Origin of the sequence: Vineibacter terrae, from assembly GCF_008039615.1 — a bacterium.
In the GTDB taxonomy this organism is placed as follows: Bacteria; Pseudomonadota; Alphaproteobacteria; order Reyranellales; family Reyranellaceae; genus Vineibacter; species Vineibacter terrae.
This window is the reverse complement of the sequence record NZ_VDUZ01000063.1, coordinates 19,013-38,434: the sequence shown is the minus strand read 5'-3', so window position 1 is coordinate 38,434 and position 19,422 is coordinate 19,013. Positions and strand designations below refer to the sequence as shown.

Below are 19,422 nucleotides of genomic sequence, written 5' to 3'. Positions count from 1 at the left end.
CGATGCCGCACGCGATCGTCATCACCAACACCGGCGAGACGTTCGGCTGCGGCGGTGAGGAGAGCGTGCTGGCGGCCATGGAGAGGCTTCGGCGCAAGGGTATTCCCGTCGGCTGCCGCAACGGCGGCTGCGGCGTCTGCAAGGTCGAGGTGGTCGACGGGCAGTTCACCAAGCGCAAGATGAGCCGCGCCGTGGTGAGCATGGAGGAGGAAGCGCGCGGGTGTGTGTTGGCCTGCAAGGTCTATCCGCAGGGCGATCTGCGGATCACCGTGGTTGGCAAGATGGTCCGCGCCATCGAAGCACAACAAGGCATGGCGTCGTTCGCACTCGGGTTTGCGGCGACGACGGCTTCTCAACCCGACACGGAGAGTTGAATGGCACTCACAGGGGTATTGCGGCCCGGCCACGTGGCGCTGCGCGTGCTGGAGATGGGACCGGCGCTCAAGCACTATGTCGATGTCCTCGGACTGATCGAGGTGGCGCGCGACAAGGCGGGCCGGGTCTTCCTCAAGGCCTGGGACGAGCACGACCACCACAGCGTCGTGCTGCGTGAAGCCGACGAAGCCGGGATGGACTACATGGGCTGGCGGGTCGACTCGCCGGCGACCCTGAAGAAGCTCGCCGCCGATATCGAGAAATCCGGCCTGGCGTCGGACCTGGGCTGGGTCCCGGCGGGAGAGCATCCGGCGACCGGCGAGCGCTTCCGCTTCACCGTCGCGACGGGGCACGTCATGGAGCTGTTCGCCGAGAAGGACAAGCTCGGCAACGACTGCGGCACCGACGGACCCGACGTCAACCCCCACCCGTGGCCCGACAATTTGCGCGGAATCGCGCCGTCGCGGTTCGATCATTGCCTGCTCTACGGCGACGATCTTGACGGCACGGTGAAGCTGTTCCGTGAGGTGCTTGGGTTCGGCCTGGCCGAGCAGGTGACGGCCGGCCCGGACGGCAGCCTGATGATCGGGGCCTTCCTGACCTGCTCGAACAAGCCGCACGACATCGCCCTCATCCGCCAGCCGGTGAAGGGCAAGTTCCACCATGCCTCGTTCATCCTCGGCAGCTGGGAGGAGGTGCTCAAGGCGGGTGATATCCTGTCGCGCAACAAGGTCTCGCTGGATATCGGCCCGACCCGCCACGGCATCACGCGCGGCGAGACCATCTACTTCTTCGATCCGTCCGGCAACCGCAACGAGGTCTTCGCCGGCGGCTACATCTACTACCCCGACAAGCCGACGATCACCTGGACCGAGCAGGAGCTCGGGCCGGCGATCTTCTACCATGATCGCAAGCTGAACGAGCGCTTCCTCCAAGTCTTCACCTGAGCCCGACGCCGCGGCGCTGAATGGAGGCTACCTGCCGGCATGACGCACATGCCGGCAGGAGGGGAGACGTGCGTCGTCAAACAGGAGGCAGCATATGAGCCGGGATATCATGAACTTCATCGATGGCACGTATGTCCGCAACGCCAGCGGCAGGACTTTCCCGAAGCGGACGCCGATCGACAATGCGTTGATCGGCACGGTCTTCGAGGCCGGCAAGCCCGAGGTCGATGCCGCGGTGGGTGCGGCCAAGGCGGCGCTCAAAGGGCCGTGGGGAAAGTTGTCGGTCGTCGAGCGCGTCAAGCTGCTGGACGAGGTCGCGGTCGAGATCAATCGCCGCTTCGACGACTTCCTGCAGGCCGAGATCGCCGATACGGGCAAGCCGTCGCACCTGGCGTCGCATGTCGACATTCCGCGCGGCGCCGCCAACTTCCAGATCTTCGCCGACACGATCAAGAACATGTCGACGGAGGCGTTCGAGATGCGCACGCCGGACGGCAAGACGGCATTGAGCTACGGCGTGCGCGTGCCGCGCGGCGTGATCGCCGTCGTCTGTCCGTGGAACCTGCCGCTGCTGCTGATGACCTGGAAGGTCGGCCCGGCGCTGGCCTGCGGCAACACCGTGGTGGTCAAGCCTTCGGAGGAGACGCCGAGCACGGCGACGTTGCTGGGCGAGGTGATGAACAAAGTCGGCGTGCCGGCAGGGGTCTACAACGTCGTGCACGGCTTCGGCCCCGATTCGGCCGGCGCCTTCCTCACCGCCCATCCCGACGTCGACGGCATCACCTTCACGGGCGAGACCCGCACCGGCACGGCGATCATGCAGGCCGCCGCGGTCGGCATCCGCCCGGTGTCGCTGGAGCTGGGCGGCAAGAACGCGGCCGTGGTCTTCGCGGACTGCGACTTCCAGGTCGCCGTCGACACGGTCACGCGCTCATGCTTCGAGAATGCCGGCCAGGTCTGCCTGGGGACGGAGCGCGTCTACGTGCAACGGCCGATCTTCGAGGCATTTGTTGCCGCCTTGAAGCAAAAGGCCGAGGCCATGAAGCCGGGGCGGCCGTTCGATCCCGACACCAGGATCGGCCCGCTGATCAGCAAGGAGCATCAGGACAAGGTGCTGTCGTACTACCGCAAGGCCCGGGAGGAGGGTGCCACGGTCGTGACCGGCGGTGGTGTGCCCACGATGCCCGATGATCTGAAGGACGGATGCTGGGTGCAGCCGACGATCTGGACCGGCCTGCCGGAGACCGCCGCGGTGGTGACCGAGGAGGTGTTCGGGCCGTGCTGCCACATCAGCCCGTTCGACAGCGAGGACGAGGTGCTGGAGAAGGTCAACCGCAACCGGTACGGGCTCGCGACATCGATCTACACCCAGGACATCAGCCGCGCCAACCGGCTGGCCCGGCAGATCGAGGTCGGCTTGTGCTGGATCAACAGCTGGTTCCTGCGTGACCTGCGCACGCCATTCGGCGGCTCCAAGCAATCCGGCATCGGCCGCGAAGGCGGCGTGCACTCGTTCGAGTTCTACACCGAGCTGCGCAACGTGATGCTGAAATACTGAGAGGCAGTCATGGACAGGACCAGGATCGAACGCTACGGCGACGAGCTCTACCAGGCGCTGGTCGAGCGTGCGCCCGTGACTCCACTGACCGAGCGTGAGGCCGACATTACGATCGAGGACGCCTATGCGATCCAGCTGCGCATGGTGCAGCGCCGGCTCGCCACGGGCGAGACGGTCATCGGCAAGAAGATCGGCGTCACCAGCAAGGTGGTGATGGACATGCTCGGGGTCGACCAGCCCGACTTCGGCCAGATGACGTCAGGCATGGTCTTCAACGAAGGCGAGCCGGTCGACACCGCCACGTTGATCGCACCGAAAGCCGAGGCCGAGGTCGCCTTCATGATGAAGAGCGACCTCACGGGTCCCGGTGTGACCGCCGCCGACGTGCTGCGCGCCACCGACTGCGTGATGCCCTGCTTCGAGATCGTCGATTCCCGCATCCGCGACTGGAAGATCAAGATCCAGGACACGGTCGCCGACAATGCCTCTTGCGGCGTGCTGACCCTGGGCGGCGTGCGCAAGAGCCCGCATGCCCTCGACCTGGCGCTCGCCGGCATGGTGCTGGAGAAGAACGGCGAGGTCGTCAGCACCTCGGCCGGCGCCGCCGTGCAGGGCTCGCCGGTCAACGCGGTGGCATGGCTGGCCAACACGCTGGGGCGCCTGGGGATCGGGCTCAAGGCCGGCGAGCTGATCCTGTCCGGATCGCAGTCGCCGATGCTGGCGGTCAAGGCTGGCGACAGCCTGGTGTGCAGCGTCGGCGGGCTGGGCAGCACGTCGGTCCGCTTCATCTGACGGCGAGGATATCACCATGGCACTCGACAGCAGGACGACTGCGGCCTTAGCCGAGCATCTGGAGAACGCCGAGCTGGGCGCGCGCGACGTGGCCAAGATCACCGACGATCATCCCGACATGGGATGGGACGACGCCTATGCCGTCCAGGACGAGATCCGTCGGCGCAAGCAAGCGCGCGGCAGCCGGATCGTGGGCCTCAAGGCAGGCCTCACCTCGTTCGCCAAGATGAAGCAGATGGGTGTCGACACGCCCGTGTTCGGTTTCGTCGCCGACTACATGGCACGCCCCGACGGCGGCGAGATCAGGCACGACGAGCTCATCCACCCCAAGGTCGAGGCGGAGATCTGCGTCGTCACCAACGCGTCGCTCAAGGGACCGGGCTGCCATGTCGGCAGCGTGATGGCAGCGGTCGATTTCGTGGTGCCGGCCGTCGAGGTGATCGATTCGCGCTACCGCGATTTCAAGTTCGACCTGAAAAGCGTGGTGGCGGACAACACGTCGTCGGCCCGCTTCGTGATCGGCGGCCGGTCGCGCCGGCTTGACGACCTCGACCTGCGCACCCTGGGCGTCGTGCTGGAGAAGAACGGCGAGATCGTGGCCATGGCGGCCGGCGCGGCGGTGCTCGGCCACCCGCTGGCGGCGGTGGCGATGATGGCCAACCATCTGGGCGCGCGTGGCCAGCATATCCCCGCCGGCACGTTTATCATGACGGGTGGTGTCACCGAAGCGATCGCGGTGGAACCGGGTGACACCATCAATGCTCGGTTCCAGGATCTCGGCGCGGTCTCGATGCGGTTCGTTTGAGCCGGCGCGCGCCGTCGAGCCCAACCGAACTTCCGGTCGTCTTGGGCTCTTGACGTGCGCTCTTCCATCATTTTATTTTTACCGACTGGTAGGTATAAGTCGGGATCCTGAACATGGCTGATCATGTGTCGCCGTGGATGACGGAAGAGCTGAGCATCCTGCGCGATCAGGCGCGGCGTTTCCTGGAGCGCGAGTTCGTGCCGCATCGCGAACGTTGGGACAAAGCCGGCATCGTCGATCGCGACGCATGGCGCAAGGCCGGCGCGGCGGGCCTGCTGTGCGCCAGCATCCCTGAAGCCTATGGCGGCGGTGGTGGCACGCGCGCCCATGACCTGGTGATCGCCGAGGAGATCGGCCGGGCCGGTCTCGGCGGCGGTTTCGGTGCGGGCAGCGGCGTGCATTCCAACATCGTGGCCCATTACCTGCTGGCGTACGGCACCGAGGCGCAGAAGCTGCGCTGGCTGCCGGGCATGGCGACCGGCGACCGTGTAGGCGCCGTCGCGATGACGGAGCCCAATACCGGCTCCGATCTCAAGTCGGTGCGTACGGCCGCGCGGCGCGACGGCGACGTCTACGTGCTCAACGGGCAGAAGACCTTCATCACCAATGGCCAGAATGCCGACCTGATCGTGGTCGTGGCCAAGACCGACCCGGCCGCAGGCGCGCGGGGCGTGTCGCTGCTCGTCGTCGAGACGGCCTCCGCGGCGGGGTTCCGCCGCGGCCGCAACCTCGAGAAGATCGGCATGCACGCGCAGGACACGTCGGAGCTGTTCTTCGACGATGTCCGCGTGCCTGCCGAGAACCTGCTGGGCGAGACCGAAGGGCAGGGATTCGTCCAGCTGATGGTGCAGCTCGCCTGGGAGCGGCTGTCCTGCGCCCATGGCGCGGTGGTAGCGATGGAACGGGCTGTCGAGCTGACCGCGGCCTATGTCAAGGAGCGCAAGGCCTTCGGCGCGCCGCTCATCAGCTTCCAGAACACGCAGTTCAAGCTCGCGGAGGCGAAGACGCAGGCGGTCGTCGCGCGCACCTTCGTCGACGACCTGACGGTGAAGCTGCTGGCCGGCACGCTCGATCCGACGACGGCGGCGATGGCGAAATGGTGGACCACCGACACGCAGTGCCGGGTCATCGACGAGTGCCTGCAGCTGTTCGGCGGCTACGGCTACATGACCGAGTACCCGATCGCCCGCATGTACGCCGATGCGCGCGTGCAGAAGATCTACGCCGGCACCAACGAGATCATGAAGATGCTGATCGCACGCGCGCTGTAGCAATGCCGGCTACACCTGGGACTCTTCTGCATTCCCGAAAGCGACTATGTGAGCGGCCAGGTCCTGCTGGTCGGCGGCGGCCTATGACGGCAGCAGCAGGTCGAGCGCCGCGCTGATCTGCTGTTGCGATTGCGGGCTGGCGTCGGGCACGCACGCGCCGATATGGCCGTCGGGCCGCACCAGCACCGCGCCGCCATCCTTCAGAATGCCGCTCGCGAGCCAGTCCGCTTCGAGCTGGAAGGTCGGGTCGATGGCGACGTGCCGAACGTGCCCGGTGCGGGCCGCGAGCTGGCCCCACGCCGGATCCTGCACGCCCGTCAGCAAGGTGAAGGCGCCGAAGGCTGCCAGATCGAGCGTGGAGATGCGCTGGCCGTCATGCCGCAGCCATGCGTGCGGCAGGCGCGCGCCGGGCTGGATCGAGGGCTCGTACCGGGTGGGATCCGCGGGGCCCTGCACGGGCGGTCCGTAGGAGAAGCCGAGCTGCAGGCCGGTGCTCAGGAAATGCTCGCGATGCGTCTCGATCTCGGCACGAATCTCCTGCGCCGCCTGCGCCGTGATCGCAGGCTGCGCCAGCGCTGACTGCGCCATCTTGAACAGGTGCGGCAGTCGGCTGGCGTTGCTCAGGCTTTGCCGCGTGTTGATCTGCGCGATCGGCAGACGCTCCCGCTCATAGGTGTCCAGCAAGGCGCTGCTCGCGAGGCCGTGCTCGATCGCAGCGATCTTCCAGGCGAGGTTATGCGCATCCTGCAAGCCGGTATTGAGCCCCAGGCCGCCGGTGGGCGGGAAGCGGTGGGCGGCGTCGCCGACAAGGAAGCAATTGCTGCGGCGATAGGTTTTCGCCACCTGCGCCGCCATCATCCAGGGCACGACGTGCTTGATGGACAGGCGCACATCATCCGTGCCGATCGCCCGCTTGATCAGCGCCTCGCAATAGGCGTCGGAAAACTCCGCGCGATCGAACGTCGCCGGTATGGCACGCGGCGAGTACACCCAGGTGGAGGCTGCGTCGTAGGCGATGAAGGTGCCGGCGGCAGCAGTATCGAACACCCAATAGAGGATTCCCGGCCGGTCACGCACGATGTGGCGCAGATCGGCGTCGAAGTGGATGGTGACGCGGGCCCGGACGGCCGGATCGCCGTCCATGTCGATCGCCAGGTGGTCGCGCACCGCGCTGTTGGCGCCGTCGGCTGCGATCAGGTAAGCGCTCGCCAGACGATAGGTGGACCCGTCGGCCTCGATGGTCGACTCGACGCCCCCATCCCTCGTTTCACAGGCGATCCAGGTGTGGCCGCGCCGTATCGTGATCTCGGGCAGTTGCGCGGCGGCATGCTCCAGGATCGCCTCGAAGGTCGGTTGCGCGAGGTTGAGCAGGGGGGTCGGCGTGAGCCTCTCGCGCGTCACGTCGTCGTCATCGAGCGCCAGGACGCCGAACTCGTAGCCGACCAATGTCTGCACGAAGCGGACATGGTGGCCTTCGCTGTGCGGCGTGCCGCGGGCGTACATTTCCGCGACGTCGAGGCCGGCCGAGCGGCAGATCTCCAGGCTGCGCGGATTGATCACGTGCGCCTTCGGCGCGCTGCTCTGGCGCGGCTGGCGCCGTTCGACGACGACCGAATGGATGCCCAGCCGGGCCAGGAGGATCGCCATCATCAGCCCGACCGGGCCGGCGCCGACGATGAGGACCGGCCGGGCCGCGGCCGTGCTGGCGGAGGGGATGGGCGCCTGGATGGACATCGTGCTCATGCTCAAGAAACGTCGGCCGGCAGCAGCGCCCGACCCGCTCGCACGGCCGGCGGCTGCTGCAGCGACATGAAGTGTCGAGGGGCTCGTGCTAGCGGGCAGGCAGTCCTCGGGGGCCGATATTGGGCCGCCGCTTGAGCTCCGCCTCCGGCACGCCGCGGCGGTGCTTGGCGAGGAGCTCCTCGGGGTCGAAGTCGACGCCGATCGGGTTCTCGGCGAACGCCGGGGAGTTGAGCCAGGCCGTGGCTTCTTCCATGGTCGGAAAGTTGTCGATCTGCAGCTCGACCCTGTTGCCGTCCGGATCGCCGTAATACATCGACGTGGTCGGGCCGTGGTTGATGCAGTATTGCGGCCGGATGTCCTCGGCCTTGAGGCGTTCGTAGGTGTGCAGCAGGTCGGTCAGGCTGCCATAGGTGAAGGCGACATGGTGCAGGCCCGGGCCGATCCGCTCGGGGCGCTGCAGGTCAGGCACCTCGATCACGGCGACGCGGTGGTGCTCGTCGTCGTAGGTGATGAAGCCGATGAACGCGTTGTCGAACACGACCTCGCCGTCGAGCACCTTGCTGTACCAGTCGAGCATCGGCTGCTTGGCGGCCGTCCTGAAGACGACATGGGCAAGCTTTGTCGGTGCCACCTTCTGTCGGTCCGCGGCGGCGCGGGCCACAGCGTCTTCAAGGACCATCTCTTCCTCCGGTGCCTGAGGGCTCGACGTTCCCATGTCCGGGTTATAGAATCTAATCGAAAGATTTCCGAGGACTATTCAGAAATGAATAACGAGCGGTTGGTGGCCGACGTCCTGACGGCGCTGTCGATCGCCGAGGCCGGCAGCATGAACAAGGCGGCCAAGGCCCTGAACATCTCGCAGCCATCGCTGACCCGGGTCGTCGCCTTGCTCGAGCGTACGCTGGGCGGGCGCCTGTTCGAGCGCGGCGCCAAGGGCGTGCGCCTGACGGAGCTGGGCGGCGAGGTCATGGAGCATGCCAGGGCGATCCGGGCCCATGCCATGCGCCTGCAGCGCAGCGTGGCGGCAGGCCGGCGCGAGCCCAACGTGCATTTTCACTTCGCCGCGGCGCCGGTCGTGCCGCTCGCTGCCTGCTCGCTGGCGATCCTCGACCTGATGGCGCAGATGCCGTCGGTCAGAATCCATGTCGCGGTCGGCCAGCCCGCCGAGGTGATCGAACTGCTGCGCAAGGGCGACGTCGAGATGGCGATGCTGCCGCTGGGCGAGGCGGCCCAGCATGAGTTCAGCTGCGAGCTGCTGTACTACGACGCCATGGCGATCTACGGCCGCGCCGGCCATCCGCTGACGACCGCCCGCCGTGTCGATATCGGGCAGCTCGGCCAGCAGAAATGGGTGCTGGACTTTCCGGGGTCGCTGGTGCGCATGCGCATCGAGGAGCTGTTCACGGGCCAGGGGGCCGGACCGCCGCAGATCGCGCTCGAAGCGGACGATGTCGCCCTGCGGCGCGCGCTGGTCATCCACTCCGATCATCTGTCGGCCTTTCAGGTCCACCACGTCTACAACGACCTGCGCGCCGGCCTCATCGCCAAGGTCCCCTACCGCTGGTCGCAGGAGATCAGCGCCGTGGGGCTGCTGCGCCTGCTGCCCCACACCGACGTGTCGCGCTGTCTGCTGCAGGCCTTTCAGCACAGGTTCCGGGAGGCCGGCATGCAGATGACGCTCGATGCGGAAGCTACCTTTGCGGCGTCGCCCGCGGACCGGGGCAGGGGCGGGCGACGCCGGACAGGCCTCACGCAGCGGCGCACGTCGCATGACGTGGATTCATGATCGGAAAAGATTCATGATCTGGAACGCGCTAGCCCCGTGTGCCACGCTGATGGTGAGACAAATCGGAGGTGTGCCATGGGCCAGCTCAAGGTCGCCGCGGAAAGCGCTGCAGCGGGTACGCACAGGGTCTCGTCTGCCTATGTGCCGTCACTCCAGAGAACGGAAGGACAGCCACCGCCCATCGCGGCGAACGGCGGCTTGTCCTACATGGCACTGGACCGAGATGGCGATGCGGGGACCGCTGCGGCGCTCAAGGACGCGCTCGCCCTGATCGCCGAGGGCGAAAGCCAGCGCGTGATCGACATGATCGACAATGCGCCTCCGGGCCCGATCAAGACCCGGTGGGGCCTCGGATTCCGCAACTACGACGATTGCATCGACTACATCCGTGCAAGCGACATGAAGGCACCCGCGGGCGGCGTGGTGCTGCCGTTGCCCTACACTGTCTACGAGCGACCCACCTATTCCATCGTCCCGTCGAACGCTCTCTGGCGGGACCCGGCGCGCGCCGACATAGCGGCGATCCTGCGCAAGAGCGAGGAGGACAACCGGCGGCGGGACCTCTATTTCCCGCAGGTGATGCGCGATGCGCGCCGCATCGGCGAGTACTACCCGGGCCTGTCGCCCAACAGTCCGGAATGCATGGACCGGCTCGGCGTGTCGCTGGCGCATCTCGAGTCCAGGTGCTCGAACTTCTACGATTCGGCGGAAGTGGAGCGTGTGTTCTACCCCGAGATCGAGAAGCTCCTGCTCGAGTTCTTCCCGGGCGCGACCGATGCGCTCGTCTACAACCACGACGTGTTCGACAAGGATTATGCGGGCGACCGCACGGAAGACCAGGACAACAAGAACCCGGGCGTAAACGCCCGCTACGCCATGCTCGTGCATAACGACCTGAACGACAACAGCGGCCGCGTGCGCTGCCGCGAGCTGCTCACCCGGAATCTGCGGAACTTCGGGCGTACGCAGCACTACACGGAGGAAGAGGCCGACGCGAAGATGTCGCGGCGGTTCGTGTCGATCAACCTCGCCAAGCCGATGGAGACGGTCGAGCAATACCCGTTCGTGCTTTGCGCCTGGCCCTCCTTCGCCGACCAGCCGTACATCACCAACTACCGGATCTACGACGACCGCGTCGGCGAGACCACCCGCTTCACGCACCGTCCCGACCACGAATGGTACTGGTTCCCACGGCAGACACCGACGGAAGTGTCGATGTTGAAGTGCTACGACTCCGTCACCGACGGCTCCGTCTCGCGCTGGTCTTTCCACACCGCCTGCGTCGACCCGACCGCACCCGCCGACGCCCGCTGCCGCAAGAACGTCGTGGTTCGATCGTTCGTCTTCTTCTAGAAAGACGGGAAGAGGCAGCGAGCGGACGGGCGGATGCTCGCTGGATGGCCCACGGCGTAAGGATTACGAAAGCAGCCCCAGGCTCCTGAAGCTGGCGTGGCTCTTGCGGCCGATCACGAGATGGTCGTGCACCTCGATGCCCAGCGCCTTGGCAGCGGCCTTCACCTCCTTGGTCATCTCGATGTCGGCGCGCGACGGTGTCGGGTCGCCCGAAGGATGGTTGTGGACCAGGATCAAGGCCGACGCGCTCAGCGCCAGGGCCCGCTTCACCACCTCGCGGGGGTAGACCGGCGTATGGTCGACGGTGCCGCGCTGCTGCACCTCGTCGGCGATCAGCACGTTCTTGCGGTCCAGGAACAGGATGCGGAACTGCTCCGTCTTCTCGTACTGCAGCGCGGCATGGCAGTAGTCGATCAGCTTCTGCCAGGAGCCGATCACGGGACGGTCAACCACCTCGCGCCGGGCCAGCCGCAGCCCGGCCTCGCGCACGGCGCGGAACATCACGACGGTGCGCGGGTCGACGCCTTCATCCTTGAGGCGCTCGGTATCGGCCGACAGCACGTCGCCCAGGGTGCCGAAGCGGGCCAGGAGCCGCTTGGCCTGCGGCTTCACGTCGATGCGCTCGATCGTGTGGAAGAGCAGCAGCTCCAGCAGCTCGTAGTCCTGCAGGGTATCGACCCCGGCCGCGAGCACGCGGTCGCGCACGCGCTGGCGATGGCCCCAGTAATGCGGCCGCTCCGGTGGCGGCGTGCTCCCGGAATTGTGCCCGGCGGCGGGTGGCTGCGCGGCGAGCGCCTGCACGAGCTTCGCGGTCGGGTCGTCGTCCGTGAACTCCCAGGCCTGCTCGATCCGGTTCCAGTTGCCGCCGGCCTCTCGCAGCAGCGCCTTGTGCGCCAGCGTGTTGCCGGAGACGCGCCACACCGGCCGGCCCGTGTCGCGCGCCCGGGCCGGGCGCAGGTGGAGGCCGGCGGCGAGAAGCGCCAGCAGGTGGCTGTCATCCTCGCCCGATGCATCGGCCGGCGCCTCGGGCGCTACCGCGATGCCGGGCTCAGTGTCCGCGATCTTCCGTCGCCCCATGCCCCAACCCCTTTTTTCACGGGGAGTGTAGCGTGACGGCGTGGCGAGAAAAGGGCAGCTTTCGTGCAACCGGCCAAAGAGGCCGGCCTGGTGGCGAGGCCTCCGGCCGCGCGCGTCAGTAGGGCGGCTTGTGCAGGCCGGCGGGCGATCCGGTGAAGATCTCGACGCCCGTCTCGGTGACACCCACGGAGTGCTCGCACTGCGCCGACAACGACTTGTCGCGTGTGACCGCGGTCCAGCCGTCGGACAGGATCTTCACGTCGAGCGCGCCGGCGTTGATCATCGGCTCGATGGTGAAGAACATGCCGGGCTGCAGCTCGGGGCCGGTCCCCGCCGTGCCGTAGTGCAGGATGTTGGGGGCATCGTGGAAGATCTTGCCCAGCCCGTGGCCGCAGAAATCGCGCACGACGGAGAAGCGCTGCGACTCGGCATAGGTCTGGATGGCCTGGCCGATATCGCCCAGCCGCGCCCCCGGCTTGACCACGGCGATGCCGCGCATCATCGCCTCGTAGGTGACGTCGCACAGGCGCCGCGCCAGCAGCTTGGGCTCGCCGGCATAGAACATGCGGCTGGTATCGCCATGCCAGCCGTCGAGGATCACGGTGACGTCGATGTTGACGATGTCGCCCGTCGCCAGCCGCTTGTCGCCCGGGATGCCGTGGCAAACCACGTGGTTGATCGAGGTGCAGATCGACTTGGGAAAGCCGCGATAGCCCAGCGGGGCAGGCACGGCGCCGTGGCCGACAATGTACTCATGGCATAGCCGGTCGAGCTCGGCCGTCGCCACGCCCGGCCGCACATGCGGGGCGATGAAATCCAGCGTGGCCGCCGCCAGCTGGCCGGCCTTGCGCATGCCGTCGAAATCGGCCGGACCGTGCAGCTTGATCTTGCGCTGGTCCTGGTCCCAGTAGTCGTCCGTACGGGCTCTTTCAGCTTGGAACGTCATGTCCGGGTATGTGGCATGCGCCGGCCCGGTCGGCAAGGGTGGCGGGGCCGCTCCGGCCATCCTGCCAGGGGCATGGACCATGGGCGGCGGCGGGCCCTATAACCGGCAGGACTGCTGGAGAATGAGCGATGAACGACAGCGCCGCGACTGGCCCCGAGAAGACCGTAACCGCCTGCCTGGTGATCATCGGCAACGAGATCCTGTCCGGCCGCACCCGCGACGCGAACCTGCCGTTCCTGGCCATCGAGCTGAACAAGATCGGCGTACGCCTGATGGAGTGCCGGGTGATCCCCGACGTCGAGGACGTGATCGTCGACACCATCAACGCGGTGCGGCGCCGGTTCGACTATGTCTTCACCACCGGCGGCATCGGGCCGACCCACGACGACATCACGGCCGACGCGATCGCCAAGGCGTTCGGCGTCGGCATCTCCGAGAACGCCGAGGCGGTCGACCGGCTGACGCGCTACTACGCCGACCCGGCGCTGTTCACGGCGCCGCGCCGGCGCATGGCGCGCATCCCGCACGGCGCCAGCCTGGTCGACAATCCGGTGTCTGTGGCCCCCGGCTTCCGGATGGAGAACGTGTTCACCTTCGCCGGCGTGCCCATGATCGTGGAGGGGATGTTCCACGCCATGAAGCACGTGCTGGTGGGCGGCCGCCCGCTGATCAGCCGCACCATCCGCTGCAGCCAGCCCGAGGGCTTCATCGCCGAGAAGCTGGGCGCGGTGCAGGACCACCACCCCGACACCGAGATCGGCAGCTACCCCGCCTTCCGGCAGGGCAAGCCCAGCGTGTCGCTGATCGTGCGCGGCACCGATCCTGCCAAGGTGCAGGCCGCCATCGACGACCTCCTCGCGGCGCTCACCACGCTCGACGCCGAGCCGGAGGAGATCCCGGTGACGTGAGGGGAAGGTGCGTCCGCTCGGCATCCTGATGCTCGACACCCGCTTCCCGCGGATCGCGGGCGATATCGGCAACCCGGCCAGCTTCTCCTTTCCCGTGATCTACGAGCAGCTGGAGGGCATCGGCCCGCTCGACGCGGTGTCGGCGGCCCCTGACCGGGCGCGGGTCAGCCGCGCGCTCGCGGCCAGTACGCGGCGCCTGGCGCAGCGCGGCGCCGTCGGGGTGGCGACGAGCTGCGGCTTCCTCGCCCTGTTCCAGGCCGAGCTGGCGGCGGTGTCGCCGATCCCCGTGGCCACCTCGGCGCTGCTGCTGGTGCCGCAGCTCGCGCGCACCCTGCCGGCGGGCAGGCGGGTGGGCGTGCTGACCGCCAGCGCGGCCAGCCTGACGCCGGCGCACCTGGCCGCCGTGGGCGCGCCCGCCGACACGCCGATCGCCGGCATGCCGGCCGGGGGCGCGTTCGCACACACGTTCCTGGGCAACGCGCCCGATCTCGACCGCGACGCCGTCGAGCGCGAGACCCTCGAGGCCGGGCGGGCCCTTGCCGACCGCCAGCCCGATCTCGGCGCCATCGTGCTGGAATGCACCAACCTTCCGCCCTACGCGGCCGCCTTGCGGCGCGCGCTGGGCCTGCCGGTCTACGACGTGCTCGACCTGCTGCGGCTGTTCCGGGCCGGGCTGCCCGGCTGAAGGACACGGCTTCAGCGGGCGGCGCTGACCATCAGGTCGGGCAGGAAGTGCACGAGCGCCGGGAACTGGTAGAGCAGCACGACGCAGATGTTCATGGCGATGAAGAACGGCAGCGACACGCGGCCGATCCAGAAGATCGACTTGCCGGTCATGCCCTGCAGGACGAAGAGATTGAACCCGACCGGCGGCGTGATCTGCGCCATCTCGACCACGATGGTGATGAAGATGCCGAACCACAGCTTGTCGATGCCGGCCTGCTCGACCATGGGCAGCACGATGGCGATGGTGAGCACCACCATCGAGATGCCGTCGAGGAAGCAGCCGAGGATGATGTAGAGGATCGCCAGCACCACGATCAGCGCTGCCGGCGACAGGTTCATCGCCGCGATGCTCTCGGCGAGGTGGCGCGGCAGGCCGGTGAAGCCCATCGCCAGCTTCAGGTACGAGGCGCCGGCCAGGATCAGCAGGATCATGGCCGTGAGCCGGGTGGCGCCCATCACGCTGTCCCAGAAGGTGCGCCAGTCGAGCCGCCGCTGCCAGCCGGCGATCGCGAAGGAGCCGACCACGCCGAACGCCGCCGACTCCGTCGCCGTCGCGATGCCGGCATAGATCGAGCCCAGCACCAGCAGGATCAGCAGCACGACGGGGATCAGGGTGCGCGACTCATGGAGCTTCTGCGCCAGCGACAGCGGCGCGTCGGGCGGCGGCACCTTCGAGGGGTTGAGCATCGCCCAGCCGGCGACATAGGCCATCATCAGGCCGGCGAGCAGGACGCCGGGGATGACACCGGCGGCGAACAGCTTGGCCACCGACACGTCGGCCTGCACGCCGTAGACGATCATGATCAGCGACGGCGGGATCAGCAGGCCCAGCGTGCCGGCGCCCGACAGGCTGCCGATGGCGATCTCGTCGGGATAGCCGCGGCGCTTCAGCTCCGGCACCGTCATCTTGCCGATGGTGGCGCAGGTCGCCGCCGACGAGCCGCTGACGGCGGCGAAGATCGAGCAGCCGATGATGTTGGTGTGCACCAGCCGGCCGGGCAGGCGGCGCATCCACGGCGCCAGCCCCCTGAACATGTCCTCGGAGATGGCGGTGCGGAACAGCACCTCGCCCATCCAGATGAAGAGCGGCAGCGCCGTCAGCGTCCAGGACGAGGTGTCGCTGAAGATGGTGGTGGCCATCGCGTCGCCGGCCGGCTTGGCGGGCGCGAAGATCCACATCACGGCCACCGACACCCCGATCATGCTCAGCCCGATCCAGACGCCGGTGCCGAACAGGAAGAACAGGGCGGCGACCGCGAGCAGGGCGATCTGGGCGTCGATCGATCCCATGGCGATGCCTCAGCGCTCGATGTGCATGGCTTCCTCGCCCGATGGCTCTTCCATCAGCGGGCCGCCCATGGCCACGACGACAAGCTGCTCGACGACGGCGATCGCCAGGACGACGGCGCCGATCGCCATCCCGAGCTGCGGGATCCACAGCGGGACGGCGATCAGGCCCGTGGAGACATCGTTGAGCTGCCACGAGACGTAGCACAGCCGCACGCTGAACCACGCCAGGTAGCCGGCCAGCAGCGATCCCAGCGCCAGGCACCACAATTCGGCGTAGCGTCGCGCGCGGCCCCTCAGGCGTTGCAGGAAGAGGGTGACCCGGATGTGCTCGCCGCGGCCGAACGTGGAGGCCATCGCCAGGAAGGCCGACGCCAGCATGGCATAGCCGGCGAACTCGTCAGCCGAGCGCGCCACGTAGTTGAACGGGTTCGGCAGGCCGACCTGCTGCTCGAGCCACAACCCGACGCCGGGGCCGACGGAGTAGAGGACGAACACCAGCAGCAGGATCATGAACAGGCCGCCGAGCGCGCCGGCGGCCTCGTAGAGCTTGCGCAGATAGGCACGCATCGGCCGGGACCGACCGCCTCACATCTTGCGGTAGGCTTCGACCACCGACTTGCCGTCGGCGCCGGCCTTCTCGAGCCACTCCTCGGTCAGCTTCTTGCCCAGCTCCTTGTATTCGGCGCCGAGCTTGGCGGAGGGCGGCTGGACCTTCATGCCGTTCTTGGCCAGGGTCTCGAGGAAGCCCTTGGCCAGCCGCTCGCTCTCGGCCCAGCCCGTCGCCTCGGCCTTCGCGGCCTCGGCCATGACCACCTTCCTGGTGGCATCGTCGAGCTTGTCGAACGCCGCCTTGTTCATCAGCACGAGGTCCTTCGGCAGCCAGGCCTGGGTGTCGTAGAAATGCGTGAGCTGCTCCCACACCTTGGAATCGACGCCGGTGGCGCCCGACGAGATGAAGGAGTCGACCTTGCCGGTGGCCAGCGCCTGGCTGAGCTCCGCCGCCTGGATGGTGATCGGCTGGGCGCCGGTCAGCTCGGCGATGCGCGACGTGCCGCGGTTGTAGGCGCGGAACTTCATGCCCTTCATGTCGGCCAGGGCGTTGACCTCCTTCTTGGCGTAGAGGCCCTGCGGCGGCCACGGCACCGAGAACAGCGCGATCATGCCCTGGGCCGCCAGCTTCTTCTCCAGCACCGGCTTCTGCGCCTGCCACAGCTTCTTCGCTTCCGCGAAGCTGGTGGCGAGGAACGGCACCACGTCCAGGCCGTAGAGCGGATCCTCGTTCTCGAAGTTGGAGATCAGGATCTCGCCGATCGGGGCCTGGCCGGTCTGCACCGCCCGCTTGATCTCCGGCGCCTTGAACAGCGAGGCGCCGGGGTGGATCGTGATCTCGAGCTTGCCGCCGGAGCCGGCCTTCACCGCGTCGGCGAACTTCTGCATGTTGACCGTGTGGAAGTTGGTCGCGGGATAGGCCGCCGGGAGATCCCACTTGGTCTGCGCCGCTGCGCCTGTCGAGACGAGCGCCATGGCACCGGCGACGGCGAGCGCCGCAATCTTGTCGATCATCATCGTTTCACCCCCCTGTCAGGTATTGATCGTTACATGCACGATCCGGACCGCGCAATCATACTCCTCTCCCCGCGAGAGCGGGGAGAGGTTGGGTGAGGGGTACGAACGAACAGTCTCGGAAGGATGTTCTGGGCTGCCCATTGCTACCCCTCACCCTCCCATCGCGCTGCGCGCGATGGGCCCCTCCCTCTCCCCGCTCTCGCGGGGAAAGGGGTGTAGTTCAGCCCAGCGTGAAGGCTTCATGGACGGCGCTCTGGAAGCCGCCGCCCATGACCGGTCCGCCGCCGGCGACGTAGATCCAGTCGCCGATGGCGACGGCGCCCAGGCCGTGGCGCGGCGTGGCCATCGGCGCATAGGCCTCCCAGCGGTCGGCAGCGGGATCATAGGCCTCGTTCTGGGCGAAGACGCGGTTGGCGCCTTCGCCGCCCATGCAGAAGATGCGGCCGCGATGGACCACCGCGCCATGGCCCGAGCGCGCCGTGGGCAAGGGGCTGCGCAGGCGCCAGCGGTCCTCCCTGGTCTCGTAGGTGTGGTGGAAATTGGAGTTGGTGTAGAACGTGTCGACGCGGCCGCCGATCACGTGCAGGCGGTTGTCGACCGCCACGATGCCCGTGTGGTCGCGCCCGGTGGGCAATGGCGCGCGTTCGCTCCAGCGGTCGGTGGCCGGATCGTAGGCCAGGTGCCAGTCGATCGAGCGGCGCTTCTCGAAGCCCTCGCCGATGGCGCCGCCGACGGCGTGGATCCTGCCCTCGAAGCCGACGCACGCCATGGCGCCGCAGGCCTGCGGCAGCGGCGCGATCTTCGACCACTTGGCGCCGTCGGCGCCGAAGACGAAGCAGTCGTTGTGCGGCGTGTGGTTCTGGCCGAGGAAGCCGCCGATGGCGTAGAGCCGATCGTCCAGGGTCGCGACACCGACATGGTTGGCGCCGCGCGGTATCGGCTCGGCGGCGAGCCACCTGTCCGTGGCCGGATCGTAGACGTGATGGTAGGGCCGGTCGACGCGCTGCTCGCCATAGCCGCCTACCAGGTGCATCTGTCCCTTCAGCGCCGTCGCCCAGGCCATCTCGCTGCGCGGCAGCGGCAGCGGCTGGCGGGCGACCCAGCGTCCCTGGGTCGCCGCCTTGGACGCCGGGCTGTCGTACACGCGCTGGGTGGCGGCGGTCTCGGGCTCGCCCACCCGACCTGGCTGGTTCAGCCGCTCGTAGAGCGGCCCGTGCTGCTCGTGCTGAGCCCGCGCGCCCGGCGCGGCCAGCGCGGCGATGCCGCCTGCGAGGGCGGCGCGGCGATCGAAGGTGTGCATGGACAAGCTCCGTCGGGCGTCAGTTGAGCTTGATGTCGGCAGCCCTGGCGATGGCCGTCCAGCGCGCGATATCGTCGGCGATGCGGCGGGCGTAATCCTGCGGCGTCGAGCTCACCGCGTCGATGCCGAGGCTGGCATAGCGCTCGCGCACGTCGGGCAGGCGCATGACCGCGGCGATCTCCGCCTGCAGGCGCTTGACGATCGGCTCAGGCGTGCCGGCCGGCGCCACGATGCCGGTCCACAACGTGATCACCATGTCGGCGATGCCGGCCTCGGCCATGGTCGGCACGCCGGGGAAGGCCGGATGCCGTGCCGCCGACGTCACCGCCAGGGCCCGGATCGAGCCGCCCTGCAGGCCGGCCGCGATCGGGCCGGCATCCGATATGGTCATGATCACGGTGCCGGTCGCGACGGCGGCCACGGCATCGCCGCTGCCCTTGAACGGCACGTGGACGAACTTGCTGCCGGTCTTCTGGTTGAACAGCTCGGCGGCGAGCTGGAACGGCGCGGCGCTGGATGCGTAGTTGGCATCCTGCGGCCGCGACCTGGCATAGGCGATCAGCTCAGGCACGGTCTTCACCGGCAGCGAGGCGGTGACGGCCAGCAGCAGGGGAAACTCGGCGATGAGCGACACCGGCGCGAAGTCATCACGCGGCGAGTAGGGCAGCTTGCTGTAGATCGCCGGGTTGATGGTCATCGGGCCACTGGGCGCGACCAGCAGCGTGTAGCCGTCGGGCGCCGCCTTGGCGACGAGCTCGGCGGCGATGATCGACTGGGCGCCGGCCTTGTTCTCGACCACGACCGGCTGGCCCAGGCGGTCCTGCAGCTTGGCCGCCACGATGCGGGCCATGACATCGTTGCCGCCGCCGGGGCTGTAGCCGACGACGAGCCGGATCGGCTTGGCCGGATAGGTCTGGGCGCGCGCCGGGCCGGCTGCCAGCATTGCCAGCGCGAGGGTGAGCATGTGCAGGATTCGCAT

The 19,422-nt window shown here is 68.0% G+C and carries 19 protein-coding genes; 10 read left to right on the top strand and 9 right to left on the bottom strand.

What is annotated here, in order from left to right; all coding sequences use genetic code 11:
- Positions 1-2: 2 nt before the first annotated feature.
- The 6 genes from FHP25_RS35610 (at position 3) to FHP25_RS35585 (ending at position 5,748) form a co-directional block, all read left to right on the top strand.
- Complete coding sequence (locus FHP25_RS35610; RefSeq protein ID WP_147851757.1) at positions 3-374, top strand: 2Fe-2S iron-sulfur cluster-binding protein; 372 nt, start codon at positions 3-5, stop codon at positions 372-374.
- A complete protein-coding gene (locus FHP25_RS35605) occupies positions 375-1,322 on the top strand; it encodes a catechol 2,3-dioxygenase (RefSeq protein ID WP_147851756.1) in 948 nt (315 codons plus the stop codon).
- A gap of 94 nt (positions 1,323-1,416) precedes the next feature.
- Positions 1,417-2,880, top strand: a complete 1,464-nt coding sequence (locus tag FHP25_RS35600) for a 2-hydroxymuconic semialdehyde dehydrogenase (RefSeq protein WP_147851755.1) — start codon at positions 1,417-1,419, stop codon at positions 2,878-2,880.
- Positions 2,881-2,889: 9 nt separating this feature from the next.
- The gene (gene dmpE, locus FHP25_RS35595; RefSeq protein ID WP_147851754.1) at positions 2,890-3,672 is read left to right on the top strand and encodes a 2-oxopent-4-enoate hydratase; all 783 of its coding nucleotides are present in this window, start codon (positions 2,890-2,892) and stop codon (positions 3,670-3,672) included.
- A gap of 16 nt (positions 3,673-3,688) precedes the next feature.
- Positions 3,689-4,477: a 2-oxo-3-hexenedioate decarboxylase gene (dmpH, locus tag FHP25_RS35590; RefSeq protein WP_147851753.1), complete on the top strand. Its 789-nt coding sequence runs from the start codon at positions 3,689-3,691 to the stop codon at positions 4,475-4,477.
- A gap of 113 nt (positions 4,478-4,590) precedes the next feature.
- On the top strand, positions 4,591-5,748 hold the full coding sequence (locus FHP25_RS35585) for an acyl-CoA dehydrogenase family protein (protein ID WP_147851752.1): 1,158 nt from the start codon (positions 4,591-4,593) through the stop codon (positions 5,746-5,748).
- Between the two features lie 81 nt (positions 5,749-5,829).
- Here FHP25_RS35585 and FHP25_RS35580 read toward each other — a convergent pair whose 3' ends face one another.
- A complete protein-coding gene (locus FHP25_RS35580) occupies positions 5,830-7,491 on the bottom strand; it encodes an FAD-dependent monooxygenase (protein WP_147851751.1) in 1,662 nt (553 codons plus the stop codon).
- An 88-nt stretch (positions 7,492-7,579) separates the two neighbouring features.
- The gene (locus tag FHP25_RS35575) at positions 7,580-8,170 is read right to left on the bottom strand and encodes a VOC family protein (protein ID WP_147851750.1); all 591 of its coding nucleotides are present in this window, start codon (positions 8,168-8,170) and stop codon (positions 7,580-7,582) included.
- Between the two features lie 102 nt (positions 8,171-8,272).
- On the opposite strand from FHP25_RS35575, the gene FHP25_RS35570 reads away from it, so the two are divergent.
- On the top strand, positions 8,273-9,277 hold the full coding sequence (locus FHP25_RS35570; protein WP_178134044.1) for a LysR family transcriptional regulator: 1,005 nt from the start codon (positions 8,273-8,275) through the stop codon (positions 9,275-9,277).
- Positions 9,278-9,352: 75 nt separating this feature from the next.
- The gene (locus FHP25_RS35565) at positions 9,353-10,630 is read left to right on the top strand and encodes a CmcJ/NvfI family oxidoreductase (protein ID WP_147851748.1); all 1,278 of its coding nucleotides are present in this window, start codon (positions 9,353-9,355) and stop codon (positions 10,628-10,630) included.
- Between the two features lie 63 nt (positions 10,631-10,693).
- Here the strand turns inward: FHP25_RS35565 and radC are convergent, their stop codons facing one another.
- The gene (gene radC, locus FHP25_RS42110) at positions 10,694-11,335 is read right to left on the bottom strand and encodes a RadC family protein (RefSeq protein ID WP_231712597.1); all 642 of its coding nucleotides are present in this window, start codon (positions 11,333-11,335) and stop codon (positions 10,694-10,696) included.
- 487 nt (positions 11,336-11,822) lie between these two features.
- A complete protein-coding gene (gene map / locus FHP25_RS35555; RefSeq protein ID WP_147851746.1) occupies positions 11,823-12,653 on the bottom strand; it encodes a type I methionyl aminopeptidase in 831 nt (276 codons plus the stop codon).
- Positions 12,654-12,781: 128 nt separating this feature from the next.
- Between map and FHP25_RS35550 the strand changes: the two genes are divergently transcribed.
- On the top strand, positions 12,782-13,561 hold the full coding sequence (locus FHP25_RS35550; protein ID WP_147851745.1) for a competence/damage-inducible protein A: 780 nt from the start codon (positions 12,782-12,784) through the stop codon (positions 13,559-13,561).
- Between the two features lie 7 nt (positions 13,562-13,568).
- Positions 13,569-14,246, top strand: a complete 678-nt coding sequence (locus tag FHP25_RS35545) for an aspartate/glutamate racemase family protein (protein ID WP_231712596.1) — start codon at positions 13,569-13,571, stop codon at positions 14,244-14,246.
- Between the two features lie 11 nt (positions 14,247-14,257).
- Here the strand turns inward: FHP25_RS35545 and FHP25_RS35540 are convergent, their stop codons facing one another.
- From FHP25_RS35540 to FHP25_RS35520, 5 genes are all read right to left on the bottom strand, one after another.
- Positions 14,258-15,577: a TRAP transporter large permease gene (locus FHP25_RS35540; protein WP_147851744.1), complete on the bottom strand. Its 1,320-nt coding sequence runs from the start codon at positions 15,575-15,577 to the stop codon at positions 14,258-14,260.
- A 9-nt stretch (positions 15,578-15,586) separates the two neighbouring features.
- Complete coding sequence (locus FHP25_RS35535; protein WP_147851743.1) at positions 15,587-16,144, bottom strand: TRAP transporter small permease; 558 nt, start codon at positions 16,142-16,144, stop codon at positions 15,587-15,589.
- 18 nt (positions 16,145-16,162) lie between these two features.
- Positions 16,163-17,143, bottom strand: a complete 981-nt coding sequence (locus tag FHP25_RS35530; protein WP_331461721.1) for a TRAP transporter substrate-binding protein — start codon at positions 17,141-17,143, stop codon at positions 16,163-16,165.
- A 220-nt stretch (positions 17,144-17,363) separates the two neighbouring features.
- Positions 17,364-18,443 (bottom strand): Kelch repeat-containing protein, encoded by a 1,080-nt coding sequence (locus tag FHP25_RS35525; protein WP_147851741.1) that lies wholly within the window; start codon positions 18,441-18,443, stop codon positions 17,364-17,366.
- A gap of 19 nt (positions 18,444-18,462) precedes the next feature.
- Entirely contained in the window at positions 18,463-19,422 is a 960-nt protein-coding gene (locus tag FHP25_RS35520; protein WP_147851740.1) for a Bug family tripartite tricarboxylate transporter substrate binding protein, read from the bottom strand.